Here is a 25,610-nt window from a genome sequence, read left to right on the forward strand (position 1 = left end):
ACCGACGCTACCCACCATCACACGACACGCTCGACGCGCACCCGTACACCCACGCGGATCTCCTCGAAGCCGACCATGCCGCCGACCGACGACGGCACGACCCGCGGCGGCTGGCTGACGGCCCGACCGACGACCGCGTCGGCCACACCGTCGCCGTCGTCGTCGACCACCGACAGGACGATCGTCGTCCGCTCACCCATCTCGCCGAGGCTCGCCTCGGCCTCGGCGGCGAGCCGCGCCAGTCCCGACGGAGTCGCCGCACCCTGGTTCGCCGCCCGGGACGCGGCATCGTGCAGCGTCGCGCGCACCGTCGAGGTGGCGTAGAGCCCGAGCATCACCTGCACGGCGAAGGCGAGGAACATGATCGTGACGACGAGCCCCGCGACGGCCCCCACCATCCCGACACCCCGATCGTCACTGCCCGATCTCGGCGACCTTGGCACGCGTGTTGGCCTCGGCGTCCAACCAGATCGTCCTGAACCCCACCCACATCAACGATCCGATGGCCGCCATGATCAGGACGGCGATCGCGGCGGAGATCACTCCTTCGCCGACATCGCCGCCTCGACGGCGGCGCACCCGGTGGTCACGACCTCGACGGCGCAGCATGGGGCAGTCCTCCTTCACGCTTCGGAGAAGAGGCGCAGGGCCTCGATGAACGGAACGGCCAGGAAGATGACGCCGGGCACGAGCGTCGCGACCGTCACCGGGATCCAGACCTGTTGGCCGCGGCGCTCCATCGTCGCCACGATCTGCCGGTGCAGCTCGCGCCGCATCGACCGGGCCTCGTCGCTGGTCAGCCGGCCGAGATCGCCCGCCTTGCGGTTGAGGGTCAGCACGTTGACCAGGCGGTGCAGGGCCGGCACGTCGGCCACCTCGGCCCACTCGCGCAGCGCAGCCGTCTCGCTGAGGCCCAGCCCGATCCGCTCGCACACCCGGGCCAGGTCGCGCCCGCAGGCACCCCGACCCCGCTGCGCCAGGCGGCTGAGCGCCGCCGACAGGGAGTAGCCGGCGCCCAGCAGCATGCCCAGCTGCTCGGCGACGATCGGGAGCTCGATGGACAAGCGGCGTTTCCAGCGGTCGGACTCGGCGGCCAGTCCCTGCTCGACCACGAGGAAAGCCAGCAGCGGACCTCCCACCACGAACAGCAACCCGACCGGCCCGACCAGTCCCAGCGCCGCCGCCACCAGCGTCCCCGTGACCAGACCGCCCCCGACCCAGGCGAGCTGACGCACCCGGAACTCGGTCACCCCGAGCGGCGAGTGCACCCGCCGCAACCGCACCGCGAGCGGCTCGGCGACCCCGAACAGCGCCGCCAGCCGCCCACCGACCTGCCGGGCGAACGGCTCCAAGAGCTCCCGCCACGACCCGGCCGCCCGGAAGTTGACCACCTCCCGACGCCGCGGCACCCCGCCGGCAACGTAGGGACCGATCCGATCCACCAGCGCCCGCCTTCGAAACCAGGGCAGCTCCCCCAACACCAAGGCCCACCCCAAGAACCCGACCAACCCCCCGATCGCCAACCATCTCAAAGCCATGACCGCCCATCCCCAATACCGCGCGCCGCGGCGTAGATGGCGAGCTGGCGGCTCGTCCGGTCGCTCGGCACGGCTCGCGGGATCCGGCGGGCGGTCATTGGAACACTCGCTCCTCGTCGGGGAGGCGAAGGAGCACTCCGGCCCAGACCCAGCAGAGGCCGACCGAGAGGAGGCCGAGCACGACCAACACCTGCCCGAAGGTCGTCTGGTAGGCGGCGCGACCGGTGCCGATGCTCATCCCGGCCAGCGCCATGCCGCACGGCACCAGCAGGACGAACCGACGGGCGAAGCGGACACCCGCCTGCTTCGCCACGGCGTCCTTGCGGCCCTGCACGTCGATCACCCGGTCGCGGGCCAGGGCCTCGAGGCGCCGGTCGAGGTCGGCACCGCCCACCTCGTGGGCCACCAGCAACGTCTCGCAGGCGGAATCGGCCGTCGGATCCGCGAGCCGCGCCTTGAGCACCGCCGTCGTCCGCTCGAAGTCGGTCGACAGCACCCACTCCCGGTGCGCCGCCTCGAACGCCGGTCGCAGCTGCGACGGAGCCCGCTGGCCCGCCTCGAACAGCGCCTGCGGCACCGACCGTCCCACCGACGACGTCAGCAGCCGTATCTCCTCGATGATGTGGGGCCACGCCTCCTGCGCCGCGGTGCGGAGCGATCGTCGTCGCCCCCGCCACGCGGCGACCGGCCAGGCGGCGCCGCCCAGCGCCAGGGCGATCGCCGGTGACGGCGACCCGAAGAGCGCCAGCCCGAGGAAACCGCCGGCCAGCCCTGCCCCGACCACGGCGACGGCAAGATCCCGCACCCGCACCTCGGCGAGCCCCGCCTGCGCCATCCAGTCGCGCAGGCGGGCCACCCGCGCCTGCCACGATCCCGATCCCGACGGACGCGACGCGGCGCCGCCGAAGCCCCGCCAGCCGAACGCGATCGAGGTGTAGATCAGGTAGGTGCCGGCCGACGCCGTGCACGCCAGGAGCAGGCCAGTCACCACGGGTCTCCTCCCGTCGCGTCGCCCAGCAACTGCCGTACGTCGTAGCCCGCCGCGGCGAGCCGGCGACCGACCCGGATCGGCACGTCGCCGCTCCACACCAGCGGCCGGTCGGCACCGCTGCGGCGGAAGACGTCGGTGACCGTGAACTGCGTCGCCTCGGGACCGCCGGCCTGGTCCTCCACCGCCACGACCTCGCTGACGATCGGCCCGGACGCCGAGCGCACGCAGTGGACCACGAGGTCGACGCTCTCGCTGACCAGGCTGTTCAGCGCGGCCAGCGGCAGCGCCGTCGACGTGTCGGACAGCTGACAGACGAAGCGCAGTCGGGTCAGCGCCTGCCGGGCCGAGGCGGCATGGATGGTCGTGTAGCCGGTGACCCCCGACGAGAGCGTCAAGAGGAGGGGCAGCGCTTCTCGATCCCGGACCTCGCCGACGATCGCCACGTCGGGCGCCATCCGCAGGAACCCGGCGACCAGACGGCGCAGGTCGACCGCCGGTCGGTTGCCGCGGGACGGGCGAGTCTGCATCTGGGCGACGTTCGGCAGCGGCACGTCGGCCTCGAACACCTCCTCCGCCACGACCACCCGCAGGGCCGGGTCGAGCAGCGCCGTGACGCAGGACAGCAACGTCGTCTTGCCCGCACCGGGCGGCCCGGCGAACACGATCGAGCATCGCGCCCGCACGCAGGCCCTGACGAAGGCGGCGACCCCGTCGCTCAACATCCCCCGCTCGACCAGCTCGCCGATGTCCTTGTAGGGGATGCCGGTGAACTTGCGGATGTTGACCAGCACATGGCCGCCCCGGGCCACGTCGCCATGGACGATGTGGACGCGGGCGCCGTCGTCGAGCTGGGCGTCCTGCAGGCCCTCCGCCGGGTCGAGCTTGCGGTGGGCGCTGTCGCTGTCGTCGAGCAGCTTGGTCAGGACGCGAGCGACGTGCGCGTCGTCGTGGAAGACCTCGTCGTGGTAGCCCGAGTTGCCGCGATGGCGGCGGACGAAGATGGACGCCGGGGCGTTGACCATCACCTCCCACACGTCGTCGTCCTCCAGCAGCGACGTGAGCGGGCCGTACCGGGCCAGGTTCCGGAACGCCCGCTCGGCCACGGCCGCCGGGTCGGGCAGGGCGAACGCCCGATGCCCACGGCGGTGCTCGTCGGCCCACCGCGACACCTCGTCGTCGATCAGCTGTCGCAGACGCCGCTCGCCGTCCGGCGCCGACACCTCCAACGAGATCTGCTTGGCCTGCTCCTGCACGGCACGCTCGATCTCCGCCAACGGCAACGGCGTCTCCACCAGCCGATCGTCGGTGCCCGCACTCATCCGGCCGTCTCCGTCGGGAGGGTGGCCCACGAGCCGAGCGAACCCGGCGGCACCGCCACAGGCCCGGCAACCGCAGCCGAGTGCTCCGACACCCGCTCCAGCACCGCTCGCACCGCGGCGGCCAGCGGCAACGTCATCGCCGGCGGGAGCCCGGCACCGTCGCGCAGCAGCTCGTCGAGCCGCCGACGCTCCGGCACGAACACCGGCGAGCTGGCCAGCTCGGCCCCGCCGAGCACACCGCTCGACAGCGCGCCCAGGGTCCGGACCAGATCCGCCCGCGCCCGCGGGTTGCGCGGCGCCCGGTTGACCAGCGGAACGATCCGACCGGGCTCGACACCCAGCTCACGCAGGTCGGCGAGCACCCGCAGCAACGAATGGACGCCGCCGATGCCGGGAACGCCCGCGGCGAGGACGACGTCGGCCGCCGTCAGGCAGCTGCGAGCCAGCACGTTGCGCTCCTCGACGTCGACCGAGCCGCACTCGGCCTCGCCCTCGACGTCGGCATCCACCTCCACCACGACCGCCCGGTACGAGCGCCGCAACCCGTCGAGCGCCGCGCCCACGGCACGAGGCCGCAGCGCCGCCCAGTCGCGCTGCCGCCGCAGCCCGAGCAGCAGGTCGTAGCCGCTCTCGGCGACGACGAAGCACGTCTGACGCACCTGGTCGGGGTCGAGATCGCCCGACCGATGCGCCTCCACCAGCTCGGACAGCCCCGGCACCACATCGCCCGCATCGTGGAGCAGGTGCTGCTGCGCGTGGAGCGCGGCGTCGGCGAGGACGACCGCTCCCCGGTCACGGGGATCCGAGGCCAGCCCCGCCGCCAGCGCCATCGCCAACGTGGACCGCCCCGTACCGCCGGCGCCGGTCAGGACGACGAGCGGGGCCCGCCACGACGGGCGGGACCCCGGCGGCTCGGCGGGCGACACCCGCAGCTCCGCGTCGTCGACCCGTTGCACCGGCCGGGCGACGGCCCGCAGCGAGGCGAGCACGTCGTCGCGCGCCGGTGCCGGCGGCAGCACCGCGGCCGCTCCGAGCTCGACCCACGACCGTCGGTTCGGCAGGTCGTCGATCACCACCACCGCACAGCCGGCCCCCGCCGCCAGGTCGAACAGGTCGCGATCGCAGCCGGACACCCCGGCGTCGATCAGGAGAGCCGAGAAGATCCGTCCCGAGCGCAGCCGGGCGTACAGCTCCTCCGTGCTCAGAACCATCAGAAAATCGACCGGGAGCGCTCCGGAGTTGGCCCAGCGCGCCACGTCGCCGAACCACGGCGCCTGCGGCCGTGCCATGCCCAGCACCACGTACTGCCCCGACGGCATCAGTCACCCTCCTCGCGAGCGGAGGCGGACGGGCTGCGGGTGAAGGTCACCTCGGCCCGCCGCACGGCGTGGATCAACGGGCTCCGGTCGGCGGCGTCGGCGAGGCCGAGCGTCACGACGATCTCGGCATCGGTCGTGAAGGAGCCGCCGGCGCCTTCGTCGAGGGCCACGACCTGGGCTCTCGACACGATCTGTGTGGTCGCCTCGTCGTCGGACGCGAACACGTCGACCCGATCGCCCGGCCTCAGCCGGCCGTCGAGCAGGCGGTCACGTGGCAGGGAGAAGGCGACCTCGACCGGCGACGTGCTCTCCCCCACCTCACCGAGCTGGGCCGTCTGGAGCAGCTCACCCTCGCCGACCGGTCCGAACGTGGAACGCCCGACCACGGCGTCGACGTCGGGGAACGCCTGGCCGGCGACGGCGGCGGGAAGGTCGAGGGCGACCAGGCGCACGTCGGACGCGGTCACCGTCTCGCCAGGGCGCAACGCCCGGCCGGCGACCACGTAGGGCTCGCCCGCATCGCCCGTCGCGCCCTGCCACGCGGCGAACGTGGCCACCCCGGAGATGGCCAGGAGCAGCGCACCCACGAGCGCCCTGCTGCTCGGCAGGACGGCACGACTCGTGGTGCGCAGGCGAGCGCGCAACCCCGCATCGTCGTCGTCGAGGAACCGTCCTCTGCCGAGGACACCTTCAGTCCGCACCATCTGTCCGCACCCACTCCGCCGTCCGCGTTCCGCACCTTCGTCGTAGTCCACCACTCAAACGAGTGGCAGCACCACAGTACGCAGTGGAATCCGGGAATGGAAGAGCCCGCAAAGGAATTGAAAATAATCTACGTCATCCGAAGGGCTCGACCTGCTCACACGGGGTGCGACCGAAGTAATCTGCGGAACTGTCGAAAGAGTTGTATCGAAAGGCGCCCAAACGACACAGCGGGCGTGTAATCTGCCGATTCGTGAACACAGACGAGGTCGGAACCGTCAGCTCAGCGAGCGTCTCCGGCGGTGACGACGACATCACGAGTGAAGTGTCCGTGGGCTCCGACGAGACCGAGTGGCTGTCGACGCAAGAAGCTGCTCGCCGGCTCGGCATCACCCCACGCACGCTGTATCGCTTCATCGACCACGGCGATCTGCCGGCGTACCGGTTCGGACGCGTGATCCGACTCCGCGCGCACGAGGTCGAAGCCTTCATCGAGAGCTCCCGCATCAAGCCCGGCGAGCTCGAGCACCTGTACCCGGAACCCGTCAGTCGCGAGGACTCCTGACCCCGCCTACCGACGAAAACCCAGCGATCTGTGGACAAATCCTCGAGATCCACAGAGTTGCACCTCTCGTAGCTCACAGGGCAGGCGTCGTACCGTCGGCACATGCCGCAGTTCGAGGTCACGCTCCACGACCAGACGATCGAGGTCATCGAGGGCGCCGACGCGTACCAGCAGGAAGGGCCCATGACCACGTTCTTCCGCTGCGGCAACGGGCGTGACGTCATCGACTCGTGGAGCACCCGCGTGGCCAGCTTCCGCACGGCGGACCTTCGAGTGATCCGGCGGCGGGAGCGGGCCGCGCGCCCCGCGAAGGTCGCCTGACGCCTCAGTCGATCGTGAGCTGGCTGATCGCGTCGAGCGGGACGTACACGGTGGCCGCGATCGCCTCGCCGTCGACGCGCACGACCACCACGTCCTGACCGACCGACCACAGCGTCCCCCGCACCACCTCCTCGCTCCCGGCCAGCACCAGAACCGCACGCTCCCGGTCGCCGGCGAGACCGATGACCACCTCGGTGAGGGTCATCCGGCTGCGGACCGACCGGTCGCCGATCGACACCGGCTCCCCGGGCTGGGTCCCCACCGCCACCACGGCCCGCATGGCGACCAGCACCTCGCCACCACGACCGTCGACGTCGCCCACCGGCGCCAGCGCCACGAAGTCGGCGCCGATGAGCCGCACCCGCCCCCGGCGAGGCCGTGCCGATCGCAGCTGCAGCGTCACCACCGTGCCCCGCTCGGCGAGGTCGGCCAGGATGCCGAGCAACGTCGCCTCCTCCCGCGCCTGCTGCTCCAACCAGCGCTCCCGGGCCCGCCGACGTGCCGCCTCGTCGATGCGGGCGTCCGCCGCCCAGCGCTCCAACCGCCGCGCCAACCCCTCCCCCAGCAGGCCCGACAGACCCTCCAGGTGCTCGGCATCGGGCAGTCCGCCGAGCGGATCGTACGGGTCGTTCACACCCGGAACTCTCCCAGACCACGCCGCATCGGAACAGAAGGGTACGGAGCGCGCTGAAAACGGACGTGAGAGCGAGCGCGGGCCTGCGGCCACCCTCTAGGCTTGCGCCGCGGTGACAAGCACGCAGATCAAGATCTCCGTTCCCGGCAACCATCTCATGGCCGATCTCCTCGGCCACCGAGACGAGCTTCTGCGGGTGGTCGAGTCCGCCTTCGAGGGTGTGGAGATCCACGTCAGAGGCAACGAGATCGCGATCGCGGGCGAAGAGGCGCCGCGCGTCGGCCACCTCTTCGAGGAGCTGGTCCTGCTGTTGGAACAAGGCCATCGACTGGAGCCGGCCAGCGTGACACGAACGATCGAGATGGTCCGCTCCGACGAACGACCCTCCGAAGTCCTGACCTCCGAGGTGCTGCGGGCCTCCCGAGGGCGCAGCGTCCGGCCCAAGTCGAGCGGCCAGAAGCGCTACGTCGACGCCATGGGCGGCAACGTCATCACCTTCGGCGTGGGCCCCGCAGGCACGGGCAAGTCGTGGCTGGCGGTGGCCATGGCGGTGCAGGCGCTGCAGGCCAAGTCGGTCGACCGGATCATCCTCACCCGTCCCGCGGTCGAGGCCGGCGAGCGCCTCGGCTTCCTACCCGGCGACCTGGCGGCGAAGATCGACCCCTACCTCCGCCCGCTCTACGACGCCCTGTTCGACATGGTCGAGCCCGAGGGCGCGCAGCGGCTGCTGGAGCGCGGCATGGTCGAGGTGGCGCCGCTGGCGTTCATGCGCGGCCGCACGATCAACCGCAGCTTCATCATCCTCGACGAGGCCCAGAACACCACGCCCGAGCAGATGAAGATGTTCCTCACGCGCATCGGCTTCGGATCACGGGCGGTCGTCACCGCCGACATGACCCAGGTCGACCTCCCGGTCGGCCGCAGCGGCATGACCGGCCTCGACAAGGTGCTCGCCGGCATCGACGGCCTCGCGTTCGTCCACCTGACGTCGAAGGACGTGGTCCGGCACCGGATCGTCCAGGACATCGTCGACGCCTACGAGCGGGCCGACACCACGGCGCCCAAGGCCGACAAGTGACCGGCCCTCTCTCCGACCGCGGTCGTCCCGGTGACGACGGGGAGGGCCCGCCGTTCTCCCGACGCCCCCGGCGCCGGGGGCCCGAGGAGGGCGAGGTCCAGGTGTTCGGCGCCGACGAGCAGGACCAGAGCCCGGTCGAGGTCGACCGCTGGGTGCTCCTGGCCCACGAGGTGCTGATCGCCGAGGGGGTCGAGGGCGACGCCGAGCTGTCGCTGCTGTTCGTCGACGAGCTGGCGATGTCGGAGCTCAACGAGCGGTTCATGGAGAAGACAGGGCCGACCGACGTCCTGGCCTTCCCGATCGACGAGACCGGTCCGATCGGTCGCTGGCCCGATGCCGGCAGCACCGGCCCTGACCGCACCGATCCTGACGGCGATGATGCCCCCCTGCTGCTGGGCGACGTCGTCCTGTGCCCCGCGGTCGCGGCCCGCCAGGCGCCGGAGCACTCCACCACGGCCGACGACGAGATGGCCCTGCTGGTGGTGCACGGCGTGCTGCACGTGCTCGGCTACGACCACGCGGAGGACGACGAGGCGGCGCGCATGAAGGCTCGCGAGCGCGAGCTTCTCGACCAGTTCCACCGCAACCAGTGAGCCGTTCGTGCGGAGGCCGGCACTACCCCACCCGACCCTGCTCGTAGTTCTCGGCGGCTCCGTCGCGGGGGCGGCGGCGATCGTCGGCCTGGCGGGCGTGGCCTACGGGAGACCCGGGGAGTTCGTCGCGGCCCTGCTCTGCGTGGCCGGCGGATTCGTCGCCGCGAGCGTGGCGAACGTCCGCCTCGGCGGCACGGCGGCACGGCCCCCGGGTTCTGGCACCGGCACCGGCGAGGCACGCATCGATGTCGAGGAGCGGGCGCTGGTCGACTCCATCATCGACTTCGGCGACACCGTCGCGCGCGAGGTGATGGTGCCCCGCCCCGACATGGTCACGGTCGAGGCCGACTTCCGCGCCGCCGACGTGGTCGAGGTCATGCTGCTCAACGGCTACAGCCGCCTGCCAGCCTGCGGCAGCACCATCGACGACGTCGTCGGCCTCGTCTACGCCAAGGACCTCATGCGGGCGGAGCGCGACGGCCTCCAGGACCGCCCGGTGTCCGAGATGCTGCGCCCGGCGACGTTCGTCCCCGAGACCAAGCGGCTGCCGGAGCTGCTGCGGGAGATGCAGCAGAACCAGTTCCACATGGCGATCGTCGTCGACGAGTACGGCGGCACCGCCGGCCTGGTGACCCTCGAGGACATCATCGAGGAGCTGGTGGGCGAGATCGTGGACGAGTACGACGTCGAGGACCCGATGATCGAGCCGCTGCCCGGCGGCGGCGCCCTGGTGCGGGGTCGCACGCCGCTGGCCGAGGTCAACGACCTGCTCGACGCGCATCTACCGGAGGGCGACTGGGACACGGTCGGCGGGCTGGTCTACAGCCGGTTGAGCCACGTGCCCGTCGAGGGCGAGACGGTCGAGGTGGCGGGCTGGCAGCTCACCGCCCAGCGCATCCAGGGGCGCCGCATCGGGCGCGTGCGCATGTCCCGGCTCGACCGCAGCGGTGGCGACGAGGGCGTCGTCGGCGGCGCGGAGGCCCTGCCGATCGGCCTGCTGGTCTTCGTGGTCGGTGCGCTGATCGTGGCCAACGCGTGGAGCGTGATCGACGCCAAGCTGGCGGTGAACGCGGCGGCGCGGGAGGCGGCCCGGGCCTACGTCGAGGCCCCGGTCACCGACGCCGGAGGTGGTTCGCTGGCCGCGGACGAGGCGACGGCTGCGGGGCTCGCGGCGATCGCCGCGCACGGGCGCGACGCCGCTCGCGCCGACATCGGGCTGGTCGGGCTGGAGCACCCTTCGTCCGACGGCTACGTGCGCTGTGCCCGGGTGACGTTCAGTGCCTCCTACCAGGTGCCGGCGCTGTCCGTCCCCTGGATCGGCGGCTTCGGCGACGGGTTCGACGTGTCGGCGCAGCACAGCGAGCTGGTCGATCCGTTCCGCGACGGCGTCCCGGGTGAGGCGTCGTGCTGAGGCGGGGTCTCCGAGTCCGCCGAGACCGGGATCGCTCGGATCGGGGCAGCGTGCTGATCCTCGTGCCGGCCTGCCTGCTGATCCTGCTGGTGCTGGCGTCGATCGCCGTCGACATGTCGCTGGTCCACCTGCGGCAGCGCCAGGCCCTCGACGTGGCGGCGTCGGCCGCCAACGACGCCGTGACCGCGGGCGCCGACCCGGTGGCACTGCGGTCGGGGGTGTTCCACGTCGAGCCGGCGGCGGCCCGGCGAGTGGTGGCCCGCACGGTCGCGGCCAGCCAGCTGGCACCGCACCTGGCCGGTCCTCCCCGGGTCGAGGTCGACGGGGAGACGGTCGAGGTGAGCGTCACGCTGCGAGCGGACTACCTGTTCACCGCCGTCATGCCGGGAACACCCGACGCAACCACGGTGACCGCCACCGCCTCGGCAACCGCCGTATCTCCCTGATAACTCTTATTTTTCTTCAAGTCCTCTCGACATCTTTCACGCTCCTCAGTATCCTCAGGCGTCATGAGCGCACGAGTGAGAGTGGCGACGGACGAGGGCGGAGCGGTGGCGGTGAAGTCCGCCCGTACGACCGACGAGCGGACGGCGCTCCGTTACGAGGCCGAGCTCCTGCAGCGTTGTGGCCATCCCGGTGTCGTGGCGGTGGTGCGGCCGGACGACGTGGAGGAGCTGCTCGCGGCGGGTGAGCTGTGGCTGCGCTACGCCGGCGATCCGGTCGACCGCTGGCGGGGCGACCTGCGACAGACGGCCGGCCTGGCGGCGGCGATCGCGGCGACCGTGGGCGACCTGCACGACATGGACGTGGTCCACGGCCGTCTCGACGGCAGCCACGTGCTGGTCGGTGCCGACGGACGCCCCCGGCTGTGCGGCTTCGCCCCACCGGGCGACCAGACGCCCGCCGACGACGTCCTGGCGCTGGGGCGCGTGGTCGCCGACCTGGTCGACCGCATCGCCCCGTCGGAGCCCCGCTGGCCGCTCTGGCGACGGGGCGACGTCGCCGACCGGCGGGCGCTCGACGACGTGGTGCGACGTGCGAACGACGAGGTGGCCGACCGTCGGCCCTCGGCCCGGACGATGGCCGCGGCGCTGTTGGCTGCGGTCCCCGGAGCGGCGCTGCCGACCTCGCCGCGAGCCGGCTCGGGGTTCACCCGGTCGCCAGGCGAGGCGACCGAGCGGCTGTCGGTGCCCCCGGCCGCCGACCCGGCGGAGGACCGCACGGAGCCGCTGGCACACCTCCTCGCCCTCCGCGCCGACGATCCGACCGAGCCGGTCGCGGCGGACGACGACGGCCACGGCGGCAGCAGTGGCTCGGATGCCGAGGCCGAGGCCGACGCCTTCGTGGCGGCGGCCGAGGCCGCGGAACGAGGCGGATTGCGCGGCCCCGGTGCGTTCGACGACCAGCGGTCGAGCGACGTCGACCCGCTGTTCGGCGACCAGCGGTCGGCCCAGGACGACGACGTGTTCGCCGACCGACCGTGGCCGGCGGTCCGTACCGACCGCCATCCGCCACGTCGTCCACCGTCGATGGAGCGACGTCCACCGACCCGGGAACGCTCCCTTCCGCGGGTCGTGCTGGCTACCGCCGTCGTCGGAGTGGGCGCGGTCGTCGCCGGGGCCCTGCTGCTGCAGGCAGGGCGCCCGGCGGCACGCGCCGCGTCCAGTGCAGCACCACCGACGAGCTGCCAGGCGGCGGCCGCGGCGGCCGACGCCGACCTGGTGGTCGCCGACATCGACGGTGACGGCTGCGACGACGGCGTCCGCATCGTCGACGGCGTGGTCCAGGTGGAGGACCAACGCTGGGCGGTCGCCGGTGCCGACGACTCGATCGCCATCGGCGATTGGGACTGCGACGGCCGGGCGACGCCTGCGGTCTACCAGCGGGCGACGGGCGACGTGTTCGTCTTCCCTGCCTGGGCCGACAGTTCCGGCCCGCTGGAGGTCGAGGCCGCGGCTTCGGTCCCCGGGGCCGACCAGATCGGTGCGTCGTCCGGCGACGAGCCCTGCCCCGAGCTCACCGTCGAGATGCCGGGCGGCGAGCGGCGGACGGTCGAGGTGCCGAGATGAGGCCCGGTCGCATCGTGGCGCCGGTGCTGCCGGCTGCCGGGCTGGTCCTGCTGGGTCGCACGGGAGGCGGCACCCTCGACGTCCCGCTGGGCTCGGCCGCTGCCGTCGCCGACTGGACGGCCACCACCGCGCCGGTCCCGCTGGCGATGGCGCTGGTCCGCCTCGCGGCCCAGTCCCTCTGCGGCTACCTGTTGCTGGCCACAGGGCTCCAGGCCCTCGCCGAAGCCCTCGGCTACCGCTGGCTGCACGCCCTGGCCACTCGGGCCTTCCCCACGGTGCTCCGCCGGACCCTCGCCAGCGGCGCCGGGTTCGGCCTGGCCGCCGGATCCATCCTCTGGACCGGCGGCACCCCCGCCGGAGCCAGCATCCTGCCGGCCGTGAAGGTGCTCGCCGGGCACGAGGACCTGGCAGGCCAGTCGACGGCCACCATGGTGCTCCTCCCACCCGCGCCCTCCCACGCCACCGCCACGATGACCCTGCTCGCACCGCCACCCGACACCACGACGCCGGGCACCGGCCCTCCGACGACGGCGGCTCCGGCCACCACGCCGAAGGCGACGGCCACCATGCGGCTGCTCGAGCCCTTGCCGACGACGACCGCCCCGGCGTCGGGGCAGCCGTCGGTGCCGGTGGCGGGGGCGGACGACGACGAGATCTGGGTCGTCGAGTCGGGTGACTCGTTCTGGTCGATCGCCGAGGACATGGTCGGCGACGGTGCGGCGCTCGACGCCTACTGGCACCAGCTGATCGCCGCCAACCGCGTGCGGCTCGCCGTCCCCGACCAGCCCGACCTGCTGTTCCCCGGCCAGGTGCTGACGCTGCCTAAGCCGGCGACCTCCGGATCGGGGGTGTGACGTGGAGCCAACGATCCGTCGCCGCCGCGAAGCGACGCTCCCGATCGCCCACCACGGCGGTGTCGAGGGCCGCGGCCACCGCGGCGTCGAGGGCGTCCTGGCCGTCGCCGATCACGTCGTCGACGATGCCGAGCTCCTTCAGGTCACGGGCAGTCAGCTTGAGGCGCTCGGCCACCTCGGGAGCCTTGGCCGCGTCCCGTTCGAGGATGGCAGCGGCGCCCTCGGGCCCGATCACCGAGAACACGGCGTGCTCGGAGATCAGCAGCCGGTCACCGCAGCTCAGCGCCAACGCTCCCCCGCTGCCGCCCTCCCCGACGCACACCGAGACGATCGGGGTCGGGCAGGCGGCCATGGCGGCGAAGGTGCGGGCGATCTCCAACCCGATCCCGTTCAGCTCGGCCTCGGGCGACGGGTCGGCACCGGGGGTGTCGACCAGCGTCACCACGGGCAACCCGACCCGCCCGGCGAAGGCGAACGCCCGCTGGGCCAGCCGGTAGCCCTCGGGGGTCGGCCGACCGTCGGCGTGGTAGCGGTCGGTGGCGACCACGACGCAGCGCCGACCGGCGACGACGCCCAGCCCCGCCCGCACCGTCCGATCGCCGCTGTTGAGCTCCAGCCACGACGAGCACAGACGCGCCGCCCGGTCGATCCCCGTCGGGCGCCCGACGGCCCGGGCCCGCAGCACCTCACCCCAGGCGCCGTCCACACCCGGATCGTCGACGGCCGGCAGCGGACGCGTCGGCAGGCCCTGCTCGCGCAGGCCCAGCGCCACCTCCACCCACGCCGCCTCCTCGCCCGGCTGCACCAGCTCGTCGAGCAGTCCGATGTCGTAGAGCGACTGCGCCGAATGCGACCCCGCCGGCAGGCTCGTGCCCAGCGCCTCCTCGGCCACCCGGGGCCCGGCGAAGCCGATCGTGGCCGTCGGGTGGGCAGCCCGCAGGTCGACCAGCGAGGCGTACGAGACGAAGACGCCGCCGGTCGTCGGCGAGCCGTAGACCCCGAGGGACAGCAGCCCACCGGCCGAGTGCCGCTGCGCCGCCGCCGCCGTGCGCCCGAGCTGGGCCAGGGCGACCATGCCCTCCTGCACGCGGGCGCCGCCGGTGCGGGTGAACACCACCATGGGGAGCCGACGGTCGACCGCCCGGTCGTAGGCCCGCACCACCTTCTCCCCCGCGGCCGCTCCGATGGTCCCGCCGTGGACGTCGAAGCGGCTCTCGACGAACGCGTAGTGCTCGGTGCAGCCGGTCCTGACCGACTCGCCGTCGAGGTCGGCAAGGCGCGCCGCATAGCCGGGGAAGCCGAGCGGATCACCGGCGGTGAGGCCCGCATCCCATTCTTCGACCAGGGGGTGGAACGGCACGGGCGGAGAGTCTCGCGTCCGCGACCCCGCGCACACCAAGACCCTCCCCGGCCTGGGCCGGAGCGCCTAACGGAGGCGCAGAGCCACTTCGTTGGCGAGCAAGCGTCCCTGGACCGTGAGCACCAGCCGCCCGCCGTCGTCAGGTACGTGACCGGCGCTCCCACCGGCCACCTCGACCAACCCGTCGAGCTCGTCGACGGGCAGCGCGCTCGCCGGCACCCCGGCTCGGGTGCGTACCGCCAGCTGCAACGCCTCCAGGCGACGGCCGTCGGCGTCGAGGCTCTCGTCCCCCGCCACCGGCGACACGTCGCGTCCGACGGCGTCGATGTAGCGCTCGGGGGTCCGCACGTTCCAGAACCGCCGGCCGGCCCGATGGGAGTGCCCCGCGCAGCCGACCGCCTGGTAGTCGCCCATCGACCAGTACAGCCGGTTGTGGCGGCACTCGTGCCCGGGTCGGGCCCAGTTGGAGATCTCGTACCAGGCCAGGCCCGCGCCCTCGAGGGCGTCGCACGCGGCGAGGTACTTGTCGGCCTGGTCGTCGTCGTCCGGGTGCCGGGCGACGTCGTCGGCCAGCGCCGTCCCGGGCTCGACCGTGAGCGCGTAGGCCGAGACGTGGGGCGGTTCCAGCTCGAGCGCCGCGTCCAGCGTGCGCCGCCAGTCGTCCAGCGTCTCGCCGGCCCCGCCGTAGATCAGGTCGAGGTTGAACGTCGGGATGCCGGCCGAGCGCAGGAGCTCCACGGATCGGCGGACGTTGTCCGGATCGTGCGTGCGACCCAGGCTGGCCAGCACGGACGGCACCATCGACTGGACACCGAGGCTCATGCGGGTGACACCGCCGCTGGCGAACACGTCGGCCAGCTCCGGGGTGACCGTGTCGGGGTTCGCCTCCACGGTGACCTCGCAGTTGGCCGAGCGCGGGATCAGGTCGAGGACCTCGACCAGCTCAGCCGGTGGCATCAACGACGGCGTGCCTCCCCCGACGAAGACGGAGGTGGCCGGAGGCATCCCTCCGGCCACCAACCGCTCGATGTCGGTGCGGCACGCAGCCAGGTAGTCCTTCTGGAGGTGGTGGCGATCGGTCCACGTGGCGAAAGCGCAGTAGTCGCAACGGGTCGTGCAGAACGGCACGTGCAGGTAGACACCGAACTGCTCGCCCCGCCCGGCGTGCTGGCCAAGGGGGACCGACACCACCTCAGCGGACGAGGCTGAGCCCGAGGCTGTTGAGACGCGCCGGCACCTGATCCGGATGACAGTCCAGGATGCACGCGATGGCACGAAGGTCGTCGCGACGGATCGTCAGCATCCGCCCGTTGTAGTCCCCTCGCTGCACCTGGATCATCCGCAGGTACCGGGCGATCATCTCGCCCTCCTGCCCCCGCACCTGCTCCACAGCCGTGAGGTCGATCGTCACGGGACGATCGTCACGACGTGCACCACGTGCCCGCTCCGTCAGGTCGACGACCTGCTCGTCGGCTCGGCCGACACCGAAGTCGTCGTCGGCGGGGAGCATCTGGTCGACCGGCACCTGGTAGAAGCGAGCCAGGCGCTGCAACCTCGGGACCGAGATCGCACGCTCACCTCGCTCGTATGCACCCAGCACAGATGCCTTGAATTCGTGCTCCGACGCCGCTTCGACTTCCTGAAGCGACAGGTGCTTCTGACGTCGAATCGCACGGAGCCGGGCACCAACCCGTACGGCATAGCCTGTCTCGCGCTCGGCTTCGAGCTCGTTGTCCATCCTGTTCCTCCTGGCCACCTCGGCGGGAATTTCAAGCGGTGGCCTACGCCCGCCCACCCAGGAACGCGCGGTGGGACGTTGCCTACTCTACGCACTGACCATAGGTCGAACAATCACGTCCCGTGCGGGCCTTTGACCTGGGCCGCAATAGAGGGTTCGACGATGTGGCTACGGATTGCGACGAGCAACGCACCTGCTGTGATAGCCGCAGTCTCGGAGCGTAAGGTGTGCGCGCCCAGCCGGACGAGAGGGAGTCCAAACCCCCGCTCCGAGGGTCCCCAGCCCCCTTCGGGACCGACCAGAACGGTCCGCACGGATAGTGAGGGCGCTTCGCCGGTCGCTTCGGCCATCGTCGCCCCCGGAAGCTGCGCCACCGTAGCGAAGTCCGTGAGCTCGCCCACATCCGGCAGGAACGTCCGTCGGCACTGCATCGCCGCCTGACGGGCGATGGCCCGGAACCGCTCGACCTGGCGCGCCGCCTTGGACGGGTCCCAGCGTGCCACGGAGCGCTCGGCCTCGAACGGCACCACGCGGTCGACGCCGAGCTCGGTCAGCTTCTGCACCACCAGCTCCGGACGGTCGCCCTTCACCACGGCGAAGGCCACCGTGACGGGTGGGTCGGGGCGCTCGTCGACGACGACGTCCCCCATCGGCTCCAAGGCCGCGCCGGCCGTCAGCCGGCACGGCCGCCAGCGCCCGGCGCCGTCGCCCGCCGTCACGTCGCTGCCCGGCCCGAAGCGCAACACCCGCTGGAGGTGCCGCTGGTCGTCGCCCCCCAGCTGCGGCGACGCCAGGTCGTCGACGAACACGTGCGCCTTCGCGGAGCTGGGAGTGAAGTCGGGCATCCGACCGGTCGACCGGACGGGGCTACTTGAACGCCGAGCGGAGACGGGACATCAACCCCGCCGGCGGTGGCGCCACGTCGTCGCCCCGCAGCTCGGCCAGCTGCCGGATCAGGTCTTCCTCTTCCTCGTCCAGCTCGGTCGGCACCTCGACGACCACCGTGACCAGCAGGTCGCCCCGGGCCCGGCGGTCGAGGTGCGGCACGCCCTTGCCCCGCAGGCGGAAGACCGTGCCCGACGCCGTGCCCCGGGGCACCTCCAGCTCGGTGGTCCCGTCGAGCGTGTCGAAGTCGAGCGTGGTGCCCAGCGCCGCCTGGGTGTAGGGCACCTCCACCTCCGACACGAGGTCGACGCCGTCGCGCTGGATGTACTCGTGCGGCCGGATCCGCAGGTGGACGTAGAGGTCGCCGGGGGCGCCACCCCGGGGCCCGGCGGCGCCACGACCCGACAGCCGCAGCGTCGAGCCCGTGTCGACGCCCGCGGGGATGTCGACCGTGTAGGTGCGCTCGTCGAGGTTGCGGCCCTCGCCCCGGCACTCCGAGCACGGCGAGGCGATCACCTCGCCGGAGCCGCTGCAGCGGGGGCAGGGCGACGTGGTGACCATCTGGCCGATGAACGACTGGCGGACGCGCTGCACCTGGCCCGTGCCCCGGCAGTCGACGCAGGTGACGGCCTTGGTGCCCTCGGCGGCGCCGGTGGCTCCACAGGCGTCGCACGGCACGGCCGTCTGCACGACGACGCTGTGCTTGCAGCCGAACACCGCGTCCTCGAAGTCGAGGTCGACCACCACCTCGATGTCGGCGCCGCGGGGAGGCCCGGACGGACCGCGACCCCGGCCGCCGAACGGGCTGCCGCCGAAGAACGCCTCGAAGATGTCGTTGAAGCTGCCGCCCATGAAGTCGCCCACGTTCGGGCCGTTGACCCCTTCGGGGCCGAGCTGGTCGTAGCGGCGGCGCTTCTCGGGGTCGGACAGCACCTCGTAGGCGAGTGAGATCTCCTTGAACCGTGCCTCTGCCTCGGGGTCGTCGGGCCGCGTGTCGGGGTGCAGCTGCCGGGCGAGCTTGCGGTAGGCCCGTTTGATCTCGTCCGGCGAGGCGCTGCGGCCCACACCGAGCAACTCGTAGTAGTCAGTCGCCACAGCTCTCTTCTCTAACCCTCGGCCAATCGGTCGGACAACCGGTCACTGACGACCGCAACGGCGGCCAGCGCCTGCGGGTAGTTCATCCTCGTCGGTCCGAGGACCCCGATGGTGCCCAAGCGCTCACCTTCGATCTCGTACGGCGCCACCACGAGGGCGCACTCCGCCAGGGGCGCGACCCCCGTCTCGGACCCGATGGCGACGTGGAGGCCCCGATCGAGCACGTCGCGCAGCAGCGTCACCACCACGTACTGCTGCTCGAGGATGCCCAGGACCGACCGCACCGTCTCGATGGCGTCGAACGCCTGTGCGACCCGGGCGGCGCCACCGACGTAGACGTGGTCGATCTCCGTGCGCCGCTCCTGGCCCGAGAGCGCCTCGAGCGTGCGGTCGACCAGCTGGTCGGTGGCCTCGTCGCCGGTCGCCGGTACAGCCGGGATCAACGACCGAGGCGCGTGTTGCAGCTGCGATGCCAGGTGCGCGGTGGCGGCACCGAGCCGCTCGTCGCCCACGCCCCCGGGCAGCTCCACGGCGTGCTTCTCGATCGTGCCGTCGCTGAGCACCAGCACGACCAGCGCCGCCGACCCGGTCAGGCCCACCAGCTGCACGGAGCGGATGGTCGCCTCGACGGACGACGGCGACACCACCACGCTCGCCAGGTCGGTGAGGTTCGACAGCAACCGCCCGGTCGCCACCAGCATCTGCTCCATCTCGCCGTGGGCCCGCTGGAAGAAGGCCTTGACCTGCTCGGCGGAGGCGCCGGGCAGGCGGACGGGGCTGCGCAGGTGGTCGACGAAGAACCGGTAGCCCTTCTCGGTGGGCACCCGTCCGGCCGACGTGTGGGGCTGCAGCAGGTAGCCGTCGGCCTCGAGCTGCGCCATCTCGTTGCGGATCGTGGCGGACGACACGTCGACCCCGGGAGCGGACGCGACGTGACCCGAGCCGACGGGTTGCGCCGTCTCGATGTACTCCTCCACCACGGCCCGGAGGATCGCGGCCTTGCGGTCGTCGAGCATCTGGCAGTCGAGTCTACCGAGTGCCAACTCGCTGGTAGAGGCCGGGAGCGCCTGCTCGCTCAGTCGTCGAGGCGGAGGGCGCTGATGAACGCCTCCTGGGGGACCTCGACGCGCCCGATCGACTTCATCCGCTTCTTGCCCTCCTTCTGACGTTCGAGGAGCTTGCGCTTGCGGGTGATGTCGCCGCCGTAGCACTTGGCGAGCACGTCCTTGCGCTTCGCCTTGACCGTCTCCCGGGAGATGATGCGCCCGCCGATGGCCGACTGGATGGGCACGTCGAACATCTGCCGCGGGATCAGCTCCCGCAGCTTCTCGGTCATCCGCCGGCCGTAGTCGTAGGCCTTGTCGCGGTGGACGATGGCGCTGAACGCGTCGGCAGCGACGGCGTTGAGCAGCACGTCGACCCTGACCAGGTCGGAGCGGGCGTAGCCGGAGGGCTCGTAGTCGAGGCTGGCATAGCCCTGGGTGCGTGACTTCATCTGGTCGAAGAAGTCGCGCACGACCTCGGCCAGCGGCACCCGGTAGACGAGCTCGATGCGCTCGGTGGACAGGTACTCCAGCTTGATCATCTCGCCGCGCCGCGACTGGCACAGCTCCATCAGCGTGCCCGTGTAGGTGGTGGGCGTGAGGATGGTGCAGGTGAGGAACGGCTCCTCGATGTGGTCGATCTCCTGCGCCGACGGCATCTCCGAGGGGTTGTCGACCTCGATCTCGTCCCCGTCGATGGTGTGCACCCGGTAGGCCACCGACGGCGACGTGGCGATGAGGCTCAGGTCGAACTCGCGCTCCAGGCGCTCCCGGATGATCTCCATGTGCAGCAGGCCGAGAAAACCGCAGCGGAAGCCGAAGCCGAGGGCGCCCGACGTCTCGGGCTCGTAGGTGAAGCTGGCGTCGTTGAGCCGCAGCCTCTGCAGCGCCTCCCGCAGGTCGCCGAACTGGTCGCCGTCGATCGGGTAGAGGCCGCAGAACACCATCGGCTTGGGGTCCTGGTAGCCGTCGAGCGCGGCCTCGGCGGGACGGGTGGCGAGGGTGACGGTCTCGCCGGAGCGGGCCTCGGCGACGTCCTTGATGCCGGCGATCAGGTAGCCGGTCTCGCCGGGGCCGAGGGTGGCGACCGGGGTGCTCTCGGGGTTGCGCACGCCGATCTCGTCGGCGTCGTGGATGGCGCCGGCCTGCATGAACCGCAGCCGGGCACCGGTGGCGAGCACGCCGTTCATGACCCGCACCGACGACACGACCCCTCGGTAGGCGTCGTAGTGCGAGTCGAAGATGAGGGCTTGGAGCGGTGCGTCGAAGTCACCGGTCGGCGGGGGCACCCGCTCGATCACGGCGTCGAGCAGCCCGGCGACGCCCTCGCCGGTCTTGGCGCTGATCCGCAGGATCTCGTCGGTGGGGATGCCGAGGACCTTCTCGATCTCGGCGGCGTAGCGGTCGGGGTCGGCGGCGGGGAGGTCGATCTTGTTCAGGGCGGCGACGATCTCGAGGTCGTGCTCGAGGGCCTGGTAGCAGTTGGCCAGGGTCTGGGCCTCGATGCCCTGGGCGGCGTCGACCAGCAGGATCACGCCCTCGCAGGCGGCCAGGGAGCGGGACACCTCGTAGCCGAAGTCGACGTGGCCCGGGGTGTCGATGAGGTTGAGGACGTGGTCGGCGTAGTCGAGGCGGACCGACTGGAGCTTGATCGTGATGCCGCGCTCCCGCTCCAGGTCCATCGAGTCGAGGTACTGCTCACGCATCTCCCGGGGATCGACGGCACCGCTGATCTCGAGCAGGCGGTCGGCGAGGGTCGACTTGCCATGGTCGATGTGGGCGATGATCGAGATGTTGCGGATGCGCGACAGTTCCATGGGGCCGATCGGATGGGGGCGTGAGCCGGGTTGGTCAAGGTTAGGTGTGACAGTGAGCCGGACGCACAGCTAGCCTGTCCCGGCCGTAACCAGGCCAATTTCCGCTATCGCCAGGAGCAAAGGGTCAGCGTGGCCAACATCAAGAGCCAGATCAAGCGCAACAAGCAGAACGAGAAGCGCCAAGAGCGCAACAAGGCCGTCCGCTCCGAGCTGAAGACCCGCGTCCGCGTCGCCGTCGACGCCGCCGAGGCGGGAGCCGACGACACCGCCGACAAGGTGCGCGCCGCGGTCAAGCGGATCGACACCGCGGCTGCCAAGGGCGTGATCCACAAGAACCAGGCCGCCCGCCGCAAGTCCCGCCTGATCGCCACCGTCAGCCGCGCAACGACCGACTGACGCGTCGCCCTTCGCCCCGACCCCCGGCCCGAACGACGGCCGGGCGGGACGGGTGGTCAGCGGCTGAGTTGGGTGAGGCGGGCGACGAGGACCTCCATCACCAGGTTCTCGGGCCAGGCCTTGCCGCCGCGGATGTCGAGGTCGGCGGTGGCGAGCAGGTCGACGGCGCGGACGACGCGGTCGTGGCCCATCTTGCGGGCCTGGTTGAGCGCCTTGCGGGCCGGGAACGTGGAGCCCTTCATCCCGAGCAGCGCGGCGGCGTCCTTCTCCCCCGACACCGAGGCGCCGTCGAGCGCCAGCATCCGGGCGTACTGGCCGTGGAGCGTGGCCATGATCTGCAGCGGGTGGCGATCCCCGCCGTCGAGCATCCGGTGCAGCTTGCCGAGCGCCCCCGGGATGTCGCCCCGGTCGATCGCATCGCTCAGCTCCCACGGTGGGATGCCCCCCGCCTGGCCGAGGAACGGCTCGATCTCGTCGATCCCCACACGGGCACCCGGGCCATAGCTGCCGACCAGCGTCTCCACGAGGCCCACCAGCCGCTGGGGATCGTCGCCCAGCCAGTCGACCAACCGCTTCTGCGCCGGAGCGTCGATCTTCAGCCCGGACTTCGTCAGCTGCTCGGAGACCCACTCGGCGACCTTCCGGCCCGGGCTGGTGTCGATCTGCTCGCCCTTGCAGGCCTTCACGGCGTCGACCACCGACTTGGGGATGCGCCCGCCCGACCAGGCCAGCACCAGGAACGTGGTGGGTAGCGGGTCGGCCAGGTAGGCGACGAGCGGGGCGACTTGATCGGCCCGGGTGAAGACGTCGAGGTCGCGCCCCACGACGACCCGGCGGTCGGTGAGGAACGGCGGTGTCTGCGCCGCGTCGACGAGGGCGTTGAGCGTCGGTGAGCCGGCGTCGGACGGCTGGTGCTGGGTCCGACCGACCTCCTCGACGGTCAGGCTGGCATCGCGGTCGCCCACCAGCGCGTGGATGACGTCGCGCACGGCGTCGCGGGCGATGACCTCGTCGCTGCCCTTCACGAGGTAGACGGGCGCCTCCTTGACGCTCATCGCCGGGCCTCCAGCAGGTGCGCCATGACCGCGACGACCCGGCGGGTGCGACGCACGTCGGTGGTCCGGACCAGCCGCACGCCGACCGCCAGCGCCAGCGACTCCTCCGACACGGCGTCGACCCGGTCGTACGCCGCCGTGTCGAGCGCCACCGGCACGGGCCCGACGCGATCGCGGCCCTCCTGCGCCGTGGTGACCAGGACTGCCACCTGCCACTCGTCGTCGACCCCCTGTCCGGACTCGACCGCGTCGACGTCGGCGGCCGGAACGAGCAGGAGCCGAGCACCTGCCGACCAGGCCGCCCGGGCTGCCTCGGGCGAGGTGGCCTGCGCGGCGATGGGCAGCTCGCCGCTCGCCGCCGCCGGGCCCAGCAGCCGCGACTCCGCCGGGACCTCGACGACATCAGCGCCGGCCAGAGCGGCCGCCCGCACCCCCGCGAGCACCTCGGCCTCGCGGCCGAACCGGGGCGTGGGCACGACCGCGACGACCACCGCCCGGGTGGCGAGGTCGACGCTCCGGCTGCCCAGCTGGAGGCTGAGCGACACGTCGGGAAGCGGTGGCGCAGGAGAAACCGTCATCGCTCGTGAAGGTACTGGCTCCCTATGACAGTCAAGGGCCCGCCGGAGCGACGTCGGGAGAAATTTCTCGGCGACGCGACCCGAACCGGCGGACGAGCAGCGCCACCACGGCGAACACGGCAACGATCCCCAGCTCCCGCCCGCCGATCCGCCCGAGCGGCCACCGGGCTCCGGCGACGGCCACCCGTTCGATCCACGCCAGCAGCGCCCGCGTCGGCAGGTGGAGCAGCACCGCGGCCCGACCGCCCAGCAGCCCGGCGAGGAGGCCCGCCACCAGGCCCCAGGCCATCACCGGACCGGCAGCCGGAGCGGCGAGCAGGTTCGTCAGCACCGAGGCGACCGCCACCGAACCGAAGGCGGAGATCAGGAGCGGCGCCACCGCCAGCTGAGCCGCCAGCGTGACTCCCAGCGGCGACCGCAGCCACCCGGGCCCGGGCAGGACCCGCTCGATCGGCCGGGCGGCGACCAGGATGCCCGCCGCTCCCGCCACCGAGAGCCGGAAGCCCAGGGACGTGACCAGCAGCGGGTCGCAGAGCACCAACGCCGTGATCGCGGTGGCGAGGGCCCGGAGCCCCGACGTCGGCCGACCGACGGCGGCACCGTACGCCGCCACCGCCGCCATGCCGGTGGCACGCAAGACCGAGGGTTCGCCGCGGGTGACCAGGGCGAACGCCGCCAGCAGGCCCAGCGTGAGCAGCAGCCGGGGCGCCAGCCGCAACCGCCGTAGGACCGGTGCCGCGGCCGCCAGGACGAAGGCCACGTTCTGGCCTGATACGGCCGTCATGTGCGACAGGCCGGCCTCCCGGAACGCCAGGGTCAGGTCGGCGGGTTGGAAGCGGTCGTCGCCGATGACCAGCCCGAGGAACAGGCTCCGTTCACGAGGGCGCAGGGACTCGGCGCCGCGCTCCAACGCCCGGCGCACGTCGTTGGCGGCGTCGAAGACTCCGTGGCCGGGGCGCCATCCCATGACGAAGTCGACCTCCAGCCGCCCGGCCAGGTGCCGGTGCCGCAGCCGCCGTTCGAACGTGCCCGGCGGCCCGACCGTCCCGTCGACCACGACGATCTCACCGGCGAGCCGATCGTCCAGCGCCGCAGCGGCCGAGCTGAACGCGATCAGGGCGACCCGTTTGCCGCGGTAGCGAGCCTCCGCCCGCACACCACCCCGCGGCAGCGGCGCCGGATCGCTCACCAACGTCATCTCCGCCCGCACGCGCCCCTCCCCCGGCGGCACGAGCCCCGCCACGGCCCGCTGCCCCAACACCCCCGCCACGCCTGCAAGCCCGAAGCACACGCAAAGGCCCACCCCCACCCACCACCTCGCCCGACCCCCACGGGTAGCAGCCAGAGCCGTGAGAGTGAGCCCCACGCCGGACAGGACGGCGAGGGTGAGGGCTTGAGGGGGGAGCCAGCGTGGGGGTGTGGTGCCGAGCCAGGCGCCCGTTGCGGTGGAGATCGCGATCGCCATGGCCCAGCGGTCGGTGGAGGGGTGCAGGGTCATGGCGCGACCAGGGGGCGGAGGTCTTCGAGCTTGGACTGGCCTATGCCGCGGACGTCGAGGAGGTCTTCGACGGACGTGAAGTCACCGTGCGTCTCGCGGTGGTCGACGATGGCCTGGGCGATCGCCGGACCGACCCCCGGCAGTTCGTCGAGCTGGTCGACCGAGGCCGAGTTGAGGTGCACCGGCCCCGACGGCGCGGCCGGGTCACCGCTGCCGCCGACCGCCGGCGCCGCCTCGCCCACCGTCGGCACGTAGACCTGCTGGCCGTCGTCCAGCAGGGCAGCCAGGTTGACCCGGCCCACGTCGGCGTCCGGCACCGCCCCACCCGCGGCGTCGACCGCGTCGACCACCCGTGACCCCGACGGCAGGCGCTGCACTCCCGGCTTCGCCACCGCGCCGGCGACGTGGACGACCACCTCCTCCGCCACGTCGACCGTCGTGCCGGGCACGGCCGAGCCCGCCGAGCCCGCCGAGCCCGCCGAGCCGGATGTCGTCGTCGTCATCGGCAGCTCCATCTCGACCGGAGGCGGCGGTGCGTCGAGCAGCCGCCACCCCACCACCGACAGCACGACGACCGCCGCCCCACCCACCAGCAGCCGCGCCGGCGTCATGTCGAGCGATTCGGCGAACGACAGGAGCCGCTCGCGCCACGTCGTCGGGCGCGGCGGACGGGTCAGCTCGGGCGGGAGATCGGACATCGCAGCCCTCCGGGCGCGCTGAAGCGATAGGGAGGGGGGAGGTCCGACAACCA

28 protein-coding genes are annotated in these 25,610 nt (G+C 72.4%); 9 read left to right on the forward strand and 19 right to left on the reverse strand.

Annotated features, from left to right (window positions below; genetic code table 11):
* Positions 1-17: 17 nt before the first annotated feature.
* The 7 genes from VK611_15715 to VK611_15745 all read right to left on the reverse strand — a co-directional run bounded on the left by VK611_15715 (position 18) and on the right by VK611_15745 (position 5,871).
* Positions 18-398: a hypothetical protein gene (locus VK611_15715; protein HMG42779.1), complete on the reverse strand. Its 381-nt coding sequence runs from the start codon at positions 396-398 to the stop codon at positions 18-20.
* A gap of 16 nt (positions 399-414) precedes the next feature.
* A complete protein-coding gene (locus VK611_15720; GenBank protein HMG42780.1) occupies positions 415-609 on the reverse strand; it encodes a hypothetical protein in 195 nt (64 codons plus the stop codon).
* 14 nt (positions 610-623) lie between these two features.
* Positions 624-1,442 carry a type II secretion system F family protein gene (locus VK611_15725; GenBank protein HMG42781.1) on the reverse strand — a complete coding sequence of 273 codons (819 nt, stop codon included), beginning with the start codon at positions 1,440-1,442 and terminating at the stop codon, positions 624-626.
* A gap of 190 nt (positions 1,443-1,632) precedes the next feature.
* Positions 1,633-2,526 carry a hypothetical protein gene (locus VK611_15730; protein HMG42782.1) on the reverse strand — a complete coding sequence of 298 codons (894 nt, stop codon included), beginning with the start codon at positions 2,524-2,526 and terminating at the stop codon, positions 1,633-1,635.
* Positions 2,523-3,848 carry an ATPase, T2SS/T4P/T4SS family gene (locus VK611_15735; protein ID HMG42783.1) on the reverse strand — a complete coding sequence of 442 codons (1,326 nt, stop codon included), beginning with the start codon at positions 3,846-3,848 and terminating at the stop codon, positions 2,523-2,525. The genes VK611_15730 and VK611_15735 overlap by 4 nt, the downstream gene beginning before the upstream one ends.
* Complete coding sequence (locus VK611_15740; GenBank protein HMG42784.1) at positions 3,845-5,167, reverse strand: hypothetical protein; 1,323 nt, start codon at positions 5,165-5,167, stop codon at positions 3,845-3,847. Before VK611_15740 ends, VK611_15735 begins: the two co-directional genes overlap by 4 nt.
* Positions 5,167-5,871: an SAF domain-containing protein gene (locus VK611_15745; GenBank protein ID HMG42785.1), complete on the reverse strand. Its 705-nt coding sequence runs from the start codon at positions 5,869-5,871 to the stop codon at positions 5,167-5,169. The genes VK611_15740 and VK611_15745 overlap by 1 nt, the downstream gene beginning before the upstream one ends.
* Before the next feature lie 251 nt (positions 5,872-6,122).
* On the opposite strand from VK611_15745, the gene VK611_15750 reads away from it, so the two are divergent.
* Together VK611_15750 and VK611_15755 are read left to right on the forward strand one after the other, a co-directional pair.
* Positions 6,123-6,434 (forward strand): helix-turn-helix domain-containing protein, encoded by a 312-nt coding sequence (locus tag VK611_15750; GenBank protein ID HMG42786.1) that lies wholly within the window; start codon positions 6,123-6,125, stop codon positions 6,432-6,434.
* A gap of 102 nt (positions 6,435-6,536) precedes the next feature.
* Positions 6,537-6,755: a hypothetical protein gene (locus tag VK611_15755; GenBank protein ID HMG42787.1), complete on the forward strand. Its 219-nt coding sequence runs from the start codon at positions 6,537-6,539 to the stop codon at positions 6,753-6,755.
* 4 nt (positions 6,756-6,759) lie between these two features.
* Here the strand turns inward: VK611_15755 and VK611_15760 are convergent, their stop codons facing one another.
* On the reverse strand, positions 6,760-7,389 hold the full coding sequence (locus VK611_15760; GenBank protein HMG42788.1) for a hypothetical protein: 630 nt from the start codon (positions 7,387-7,389) through the stop codon (positions 6,760-6,762).
* 112 nt (positions 7,390-7,501) lie between these two features.
* Between VK611_15760 and VK611_15765 the strand changes: the two genes are divergently transcribed.
* The 6 genes from VK611_15765 (at position 7,502) to VK611_15790 (ending at position 13,394) form a co-directional block, all read left to right on the forward strand.
* Entirely contained in the window at positions 7,502-8,467 is a 966-nt protein-coding gene (locus VK611_15765; GenBank protein HMG42789.1) for a PhoH family protein, read from the forward strand.
* Entirely contained in the window at positions 8,464-9,060 is a 597-nt protein-coding gene (gene ybeY, locus VK611_15770) for an rRNA maturation RNase YbeY (GenBank protein ID HMG42790.1), read from the forward strand. The genes VK611_15765 and ybeY overlap by 4 nt, the downstream gene beginning before the upstream one ends.
* A 7-nt stretch (positions 9,061-9,067) precedes the next feature.
* Positions 9,068-10,471 carry a hemolysin family protein gene (locus VK611_15775; GenBank protein ID HMG42791.1) on the forward strand — a complete coding sequence of 468 codons (1,404 nt, stop codon included), beginning with the start codon at positions 9,068-9,070 and terminating at the stop codon, positions 10,469-10,471.
* 50 nt (positions 10,472-10,521) lie between these two features.
* Positions 10,522-10,917, forward strand: a complete 396-nt coding sequence (locus VK611_15780; protein ID HMG42792.1) for a hypothetical protein — start codon at positions 10,522-10,524, stop codon at positions 10,915-10,917.
* Between the two features lie 63 nt (positions 10,918-10,980).
* The gene (locus VK611_15785) at positions 10,981-12,540 is read left to right on the forward strand and encodes a hypothetical protein (GenBank protein HMG42793.1); all 1,560 of its coding nucleotides are present in this window, start codon (positions 10,981-10,983) and stop codon (positions 12,538-12,540) included.
* A complete protein-coding gene (locus VK611_15790; protein ID HMG42794.1) occupies positions 12,537-13,394 on the forward strand; it encodes a LysM peptidoglycan-binding domain-containing protein in 858 nt (285 codons plus the stop codon). The genes VK611_15785 and VK611_15790 overlap by 4 nt, the downstream gene beginning before the upstream one ends.
* Here VK611_15790 and VK611_15795 read toward each other — a convergent pair.
* The 7 genes from VK611_15795 to lepA form a co-directional block, all read right to left on the reverse strand.
* Positions 13,363-14,754, reverse strand: a complete 1,392-nt coding sequence (locus VK611_15795; GenBank protein ID HMG42795.1) for a carboxyl transferase domain-containing protein — start codon at positions 14,752-14,754, stop codon at positions 13,363-13,365. The two genes, VK611_15790 and VK611_15795, sit on opposite strands and share 32 nt — an antisense overlap.
* Before the next feature lie 66 nt (positions 14,755-14,820).
* Positions 14,821-15,942 carry a radical SAM family heme chaperone HemW gene (gene hemW, locus VK611_15800; GenBank protein HMG42796.1) on the reverse strand — a complete coding sequence of 374 codons (1,122 nt, stop codon included), beginning with the start codon at positions 15,940-15,942 and terminating at the stop codon, positions 14,821-14,823.
* A 4-nt stretch (positions 15,943-15,946) separates the two neighbouring features.
* Positions 15,947-16,492, reverse strand: a complete 546-nt coding sequence (locus VK611_15805; GenBank protein HMG42797.1) for a transcriptional regulator — start codon at positions 16,490-16,492, stop codon at positions 15,947-15,949.
* A gap of 113 nt (positions 16,493-16,605) precedes the next feature.
* Positions 16,606-17,301, reverse strand: a complete 696-nt coding sequence (locus tag VK611_15810; GenBank protein ID HMG42798.1) for an RsmE family RNA methyltransferase — start codon at positions 17,299-17,301, stop codon at positions 16,606-16,608.
* Between the two features lie 58 nt (positions 17,302-17,359).
* Entirely contained in the window at positions 17,360-18,472 is a 1,113-nt protein-coding gene (gene dnaJ, locus VK611_15815) for a molecular chaperone DnaJ (protein HMG42799.1), read from the reverse strand.
* 11 nt (positions 18,473-18,483) lie between these two features.
* On the reverse strand, positions 18,484-19,488 hold the full coding sequence (gene hrcA / locus VK611_15820) for a heat-inducible transcriptional repressor HrcA (protein ID HMG42800.1): 1,005 nt from the start codon (positions 19,486-19,488) through the stop codon (positions 18,484-18,486).
* A gap of 59 nt (positions 19,489-19,547) precedes the next feature.
* A complete protein-coding gene (lepA, locus tag VK611_15825) occupies positions 19,548-21,332 on the reverse strand; it encodes a translation elongation factor 4 (protein ID HMG42801.1) in 1,785 nt (594 codons plus the stop codon).
* A 129-nt stretch (positions 21,333-21,461) separates the two neighbouring features.
* Between lepA and rpsT the strand changes: the two genes are divergently transcribed.
* A complete protein-coding gene (rpsT, locus tag VK611_15830) occupies positions 21,462-21,728 on the forward strand; it encodes a 30S ribosomal protein S20 (protein ID HMG42802.1) in 267 nt (88 codons plus the stop codon).
* Positions 21,729-21,784: 56 nt separating this feature from the next.
* Here the strand turns inward: rpsT and VK611_15835 are convergent, their stop codons facing one another.
* From VK611_15835 to VK611_15850, 4 genes are read right to left on the reverse strand one after another with little or no spacing between them, the layout of a single operon-like run.
* Positions 21,785-22,783 (reverse strand): hypothetical protein, encoded by a 999-nt coding sequence (locus tag VK611_15835; protein ID HMG42803.1) that lies wholly within the window; start codon positions 22,781-22,783, stop codon positions 21,785-21,787.
* On the reverse strand, positions 22,780-23,361 hold the full coding sequence (locus VK611_15840) for a hypothetical protein (GenBank protein HMG42804.1): 582 nt from the start codon (positions 23,359-23,361) through the stop codon (positions 22,780-22,782). The genes VK611_15835 and VK611_15840 overlap by 4 nt, the downstream gene beginning before the upstream one ends.
* Positions 23,362-23,392: 31 nt before the next feature.
* Positions 23,393-24,859 carry a ComEC/Rec2 family competence protein gene (locus VK611_15845; GenBank protein HMG42805.1) on the reverse strand — a complete coding sequence of 489 codons (1,467 nt, stop codon included), beginning with the start codon at positions 24,857-24,859 and terminating at the stop codon, positions 23,393-23,395.
* The gene (locus tag VK611_15850; protein HMG42806.1) at positions 24,856-25,557 is read right to left on the reverse strand and encodes a helix-hairpin-helix domain-containing protein; all 702 of its coding nucleotides are present in this window, start codon (positions 25,555-25,557) and stop codon (positions 24,856-24,858) included. The genes VK611_15845 and VK611_15850 overlap by 4 nt, the downstream gene beginning before the upstream one ends.
* Between the last annotated feature and the right edge of the window lie 53 nt (positions 25,558-25,610).

The sequence above is a fragment of the Acidimicrobiales bacterium genome, from assembly GCA_035316325.1.
Lineage (GTDB): Bacteria > Actinomycetota > Acidimicrobiia > Acidimicrobiales > VFJN01 > DASXTK01.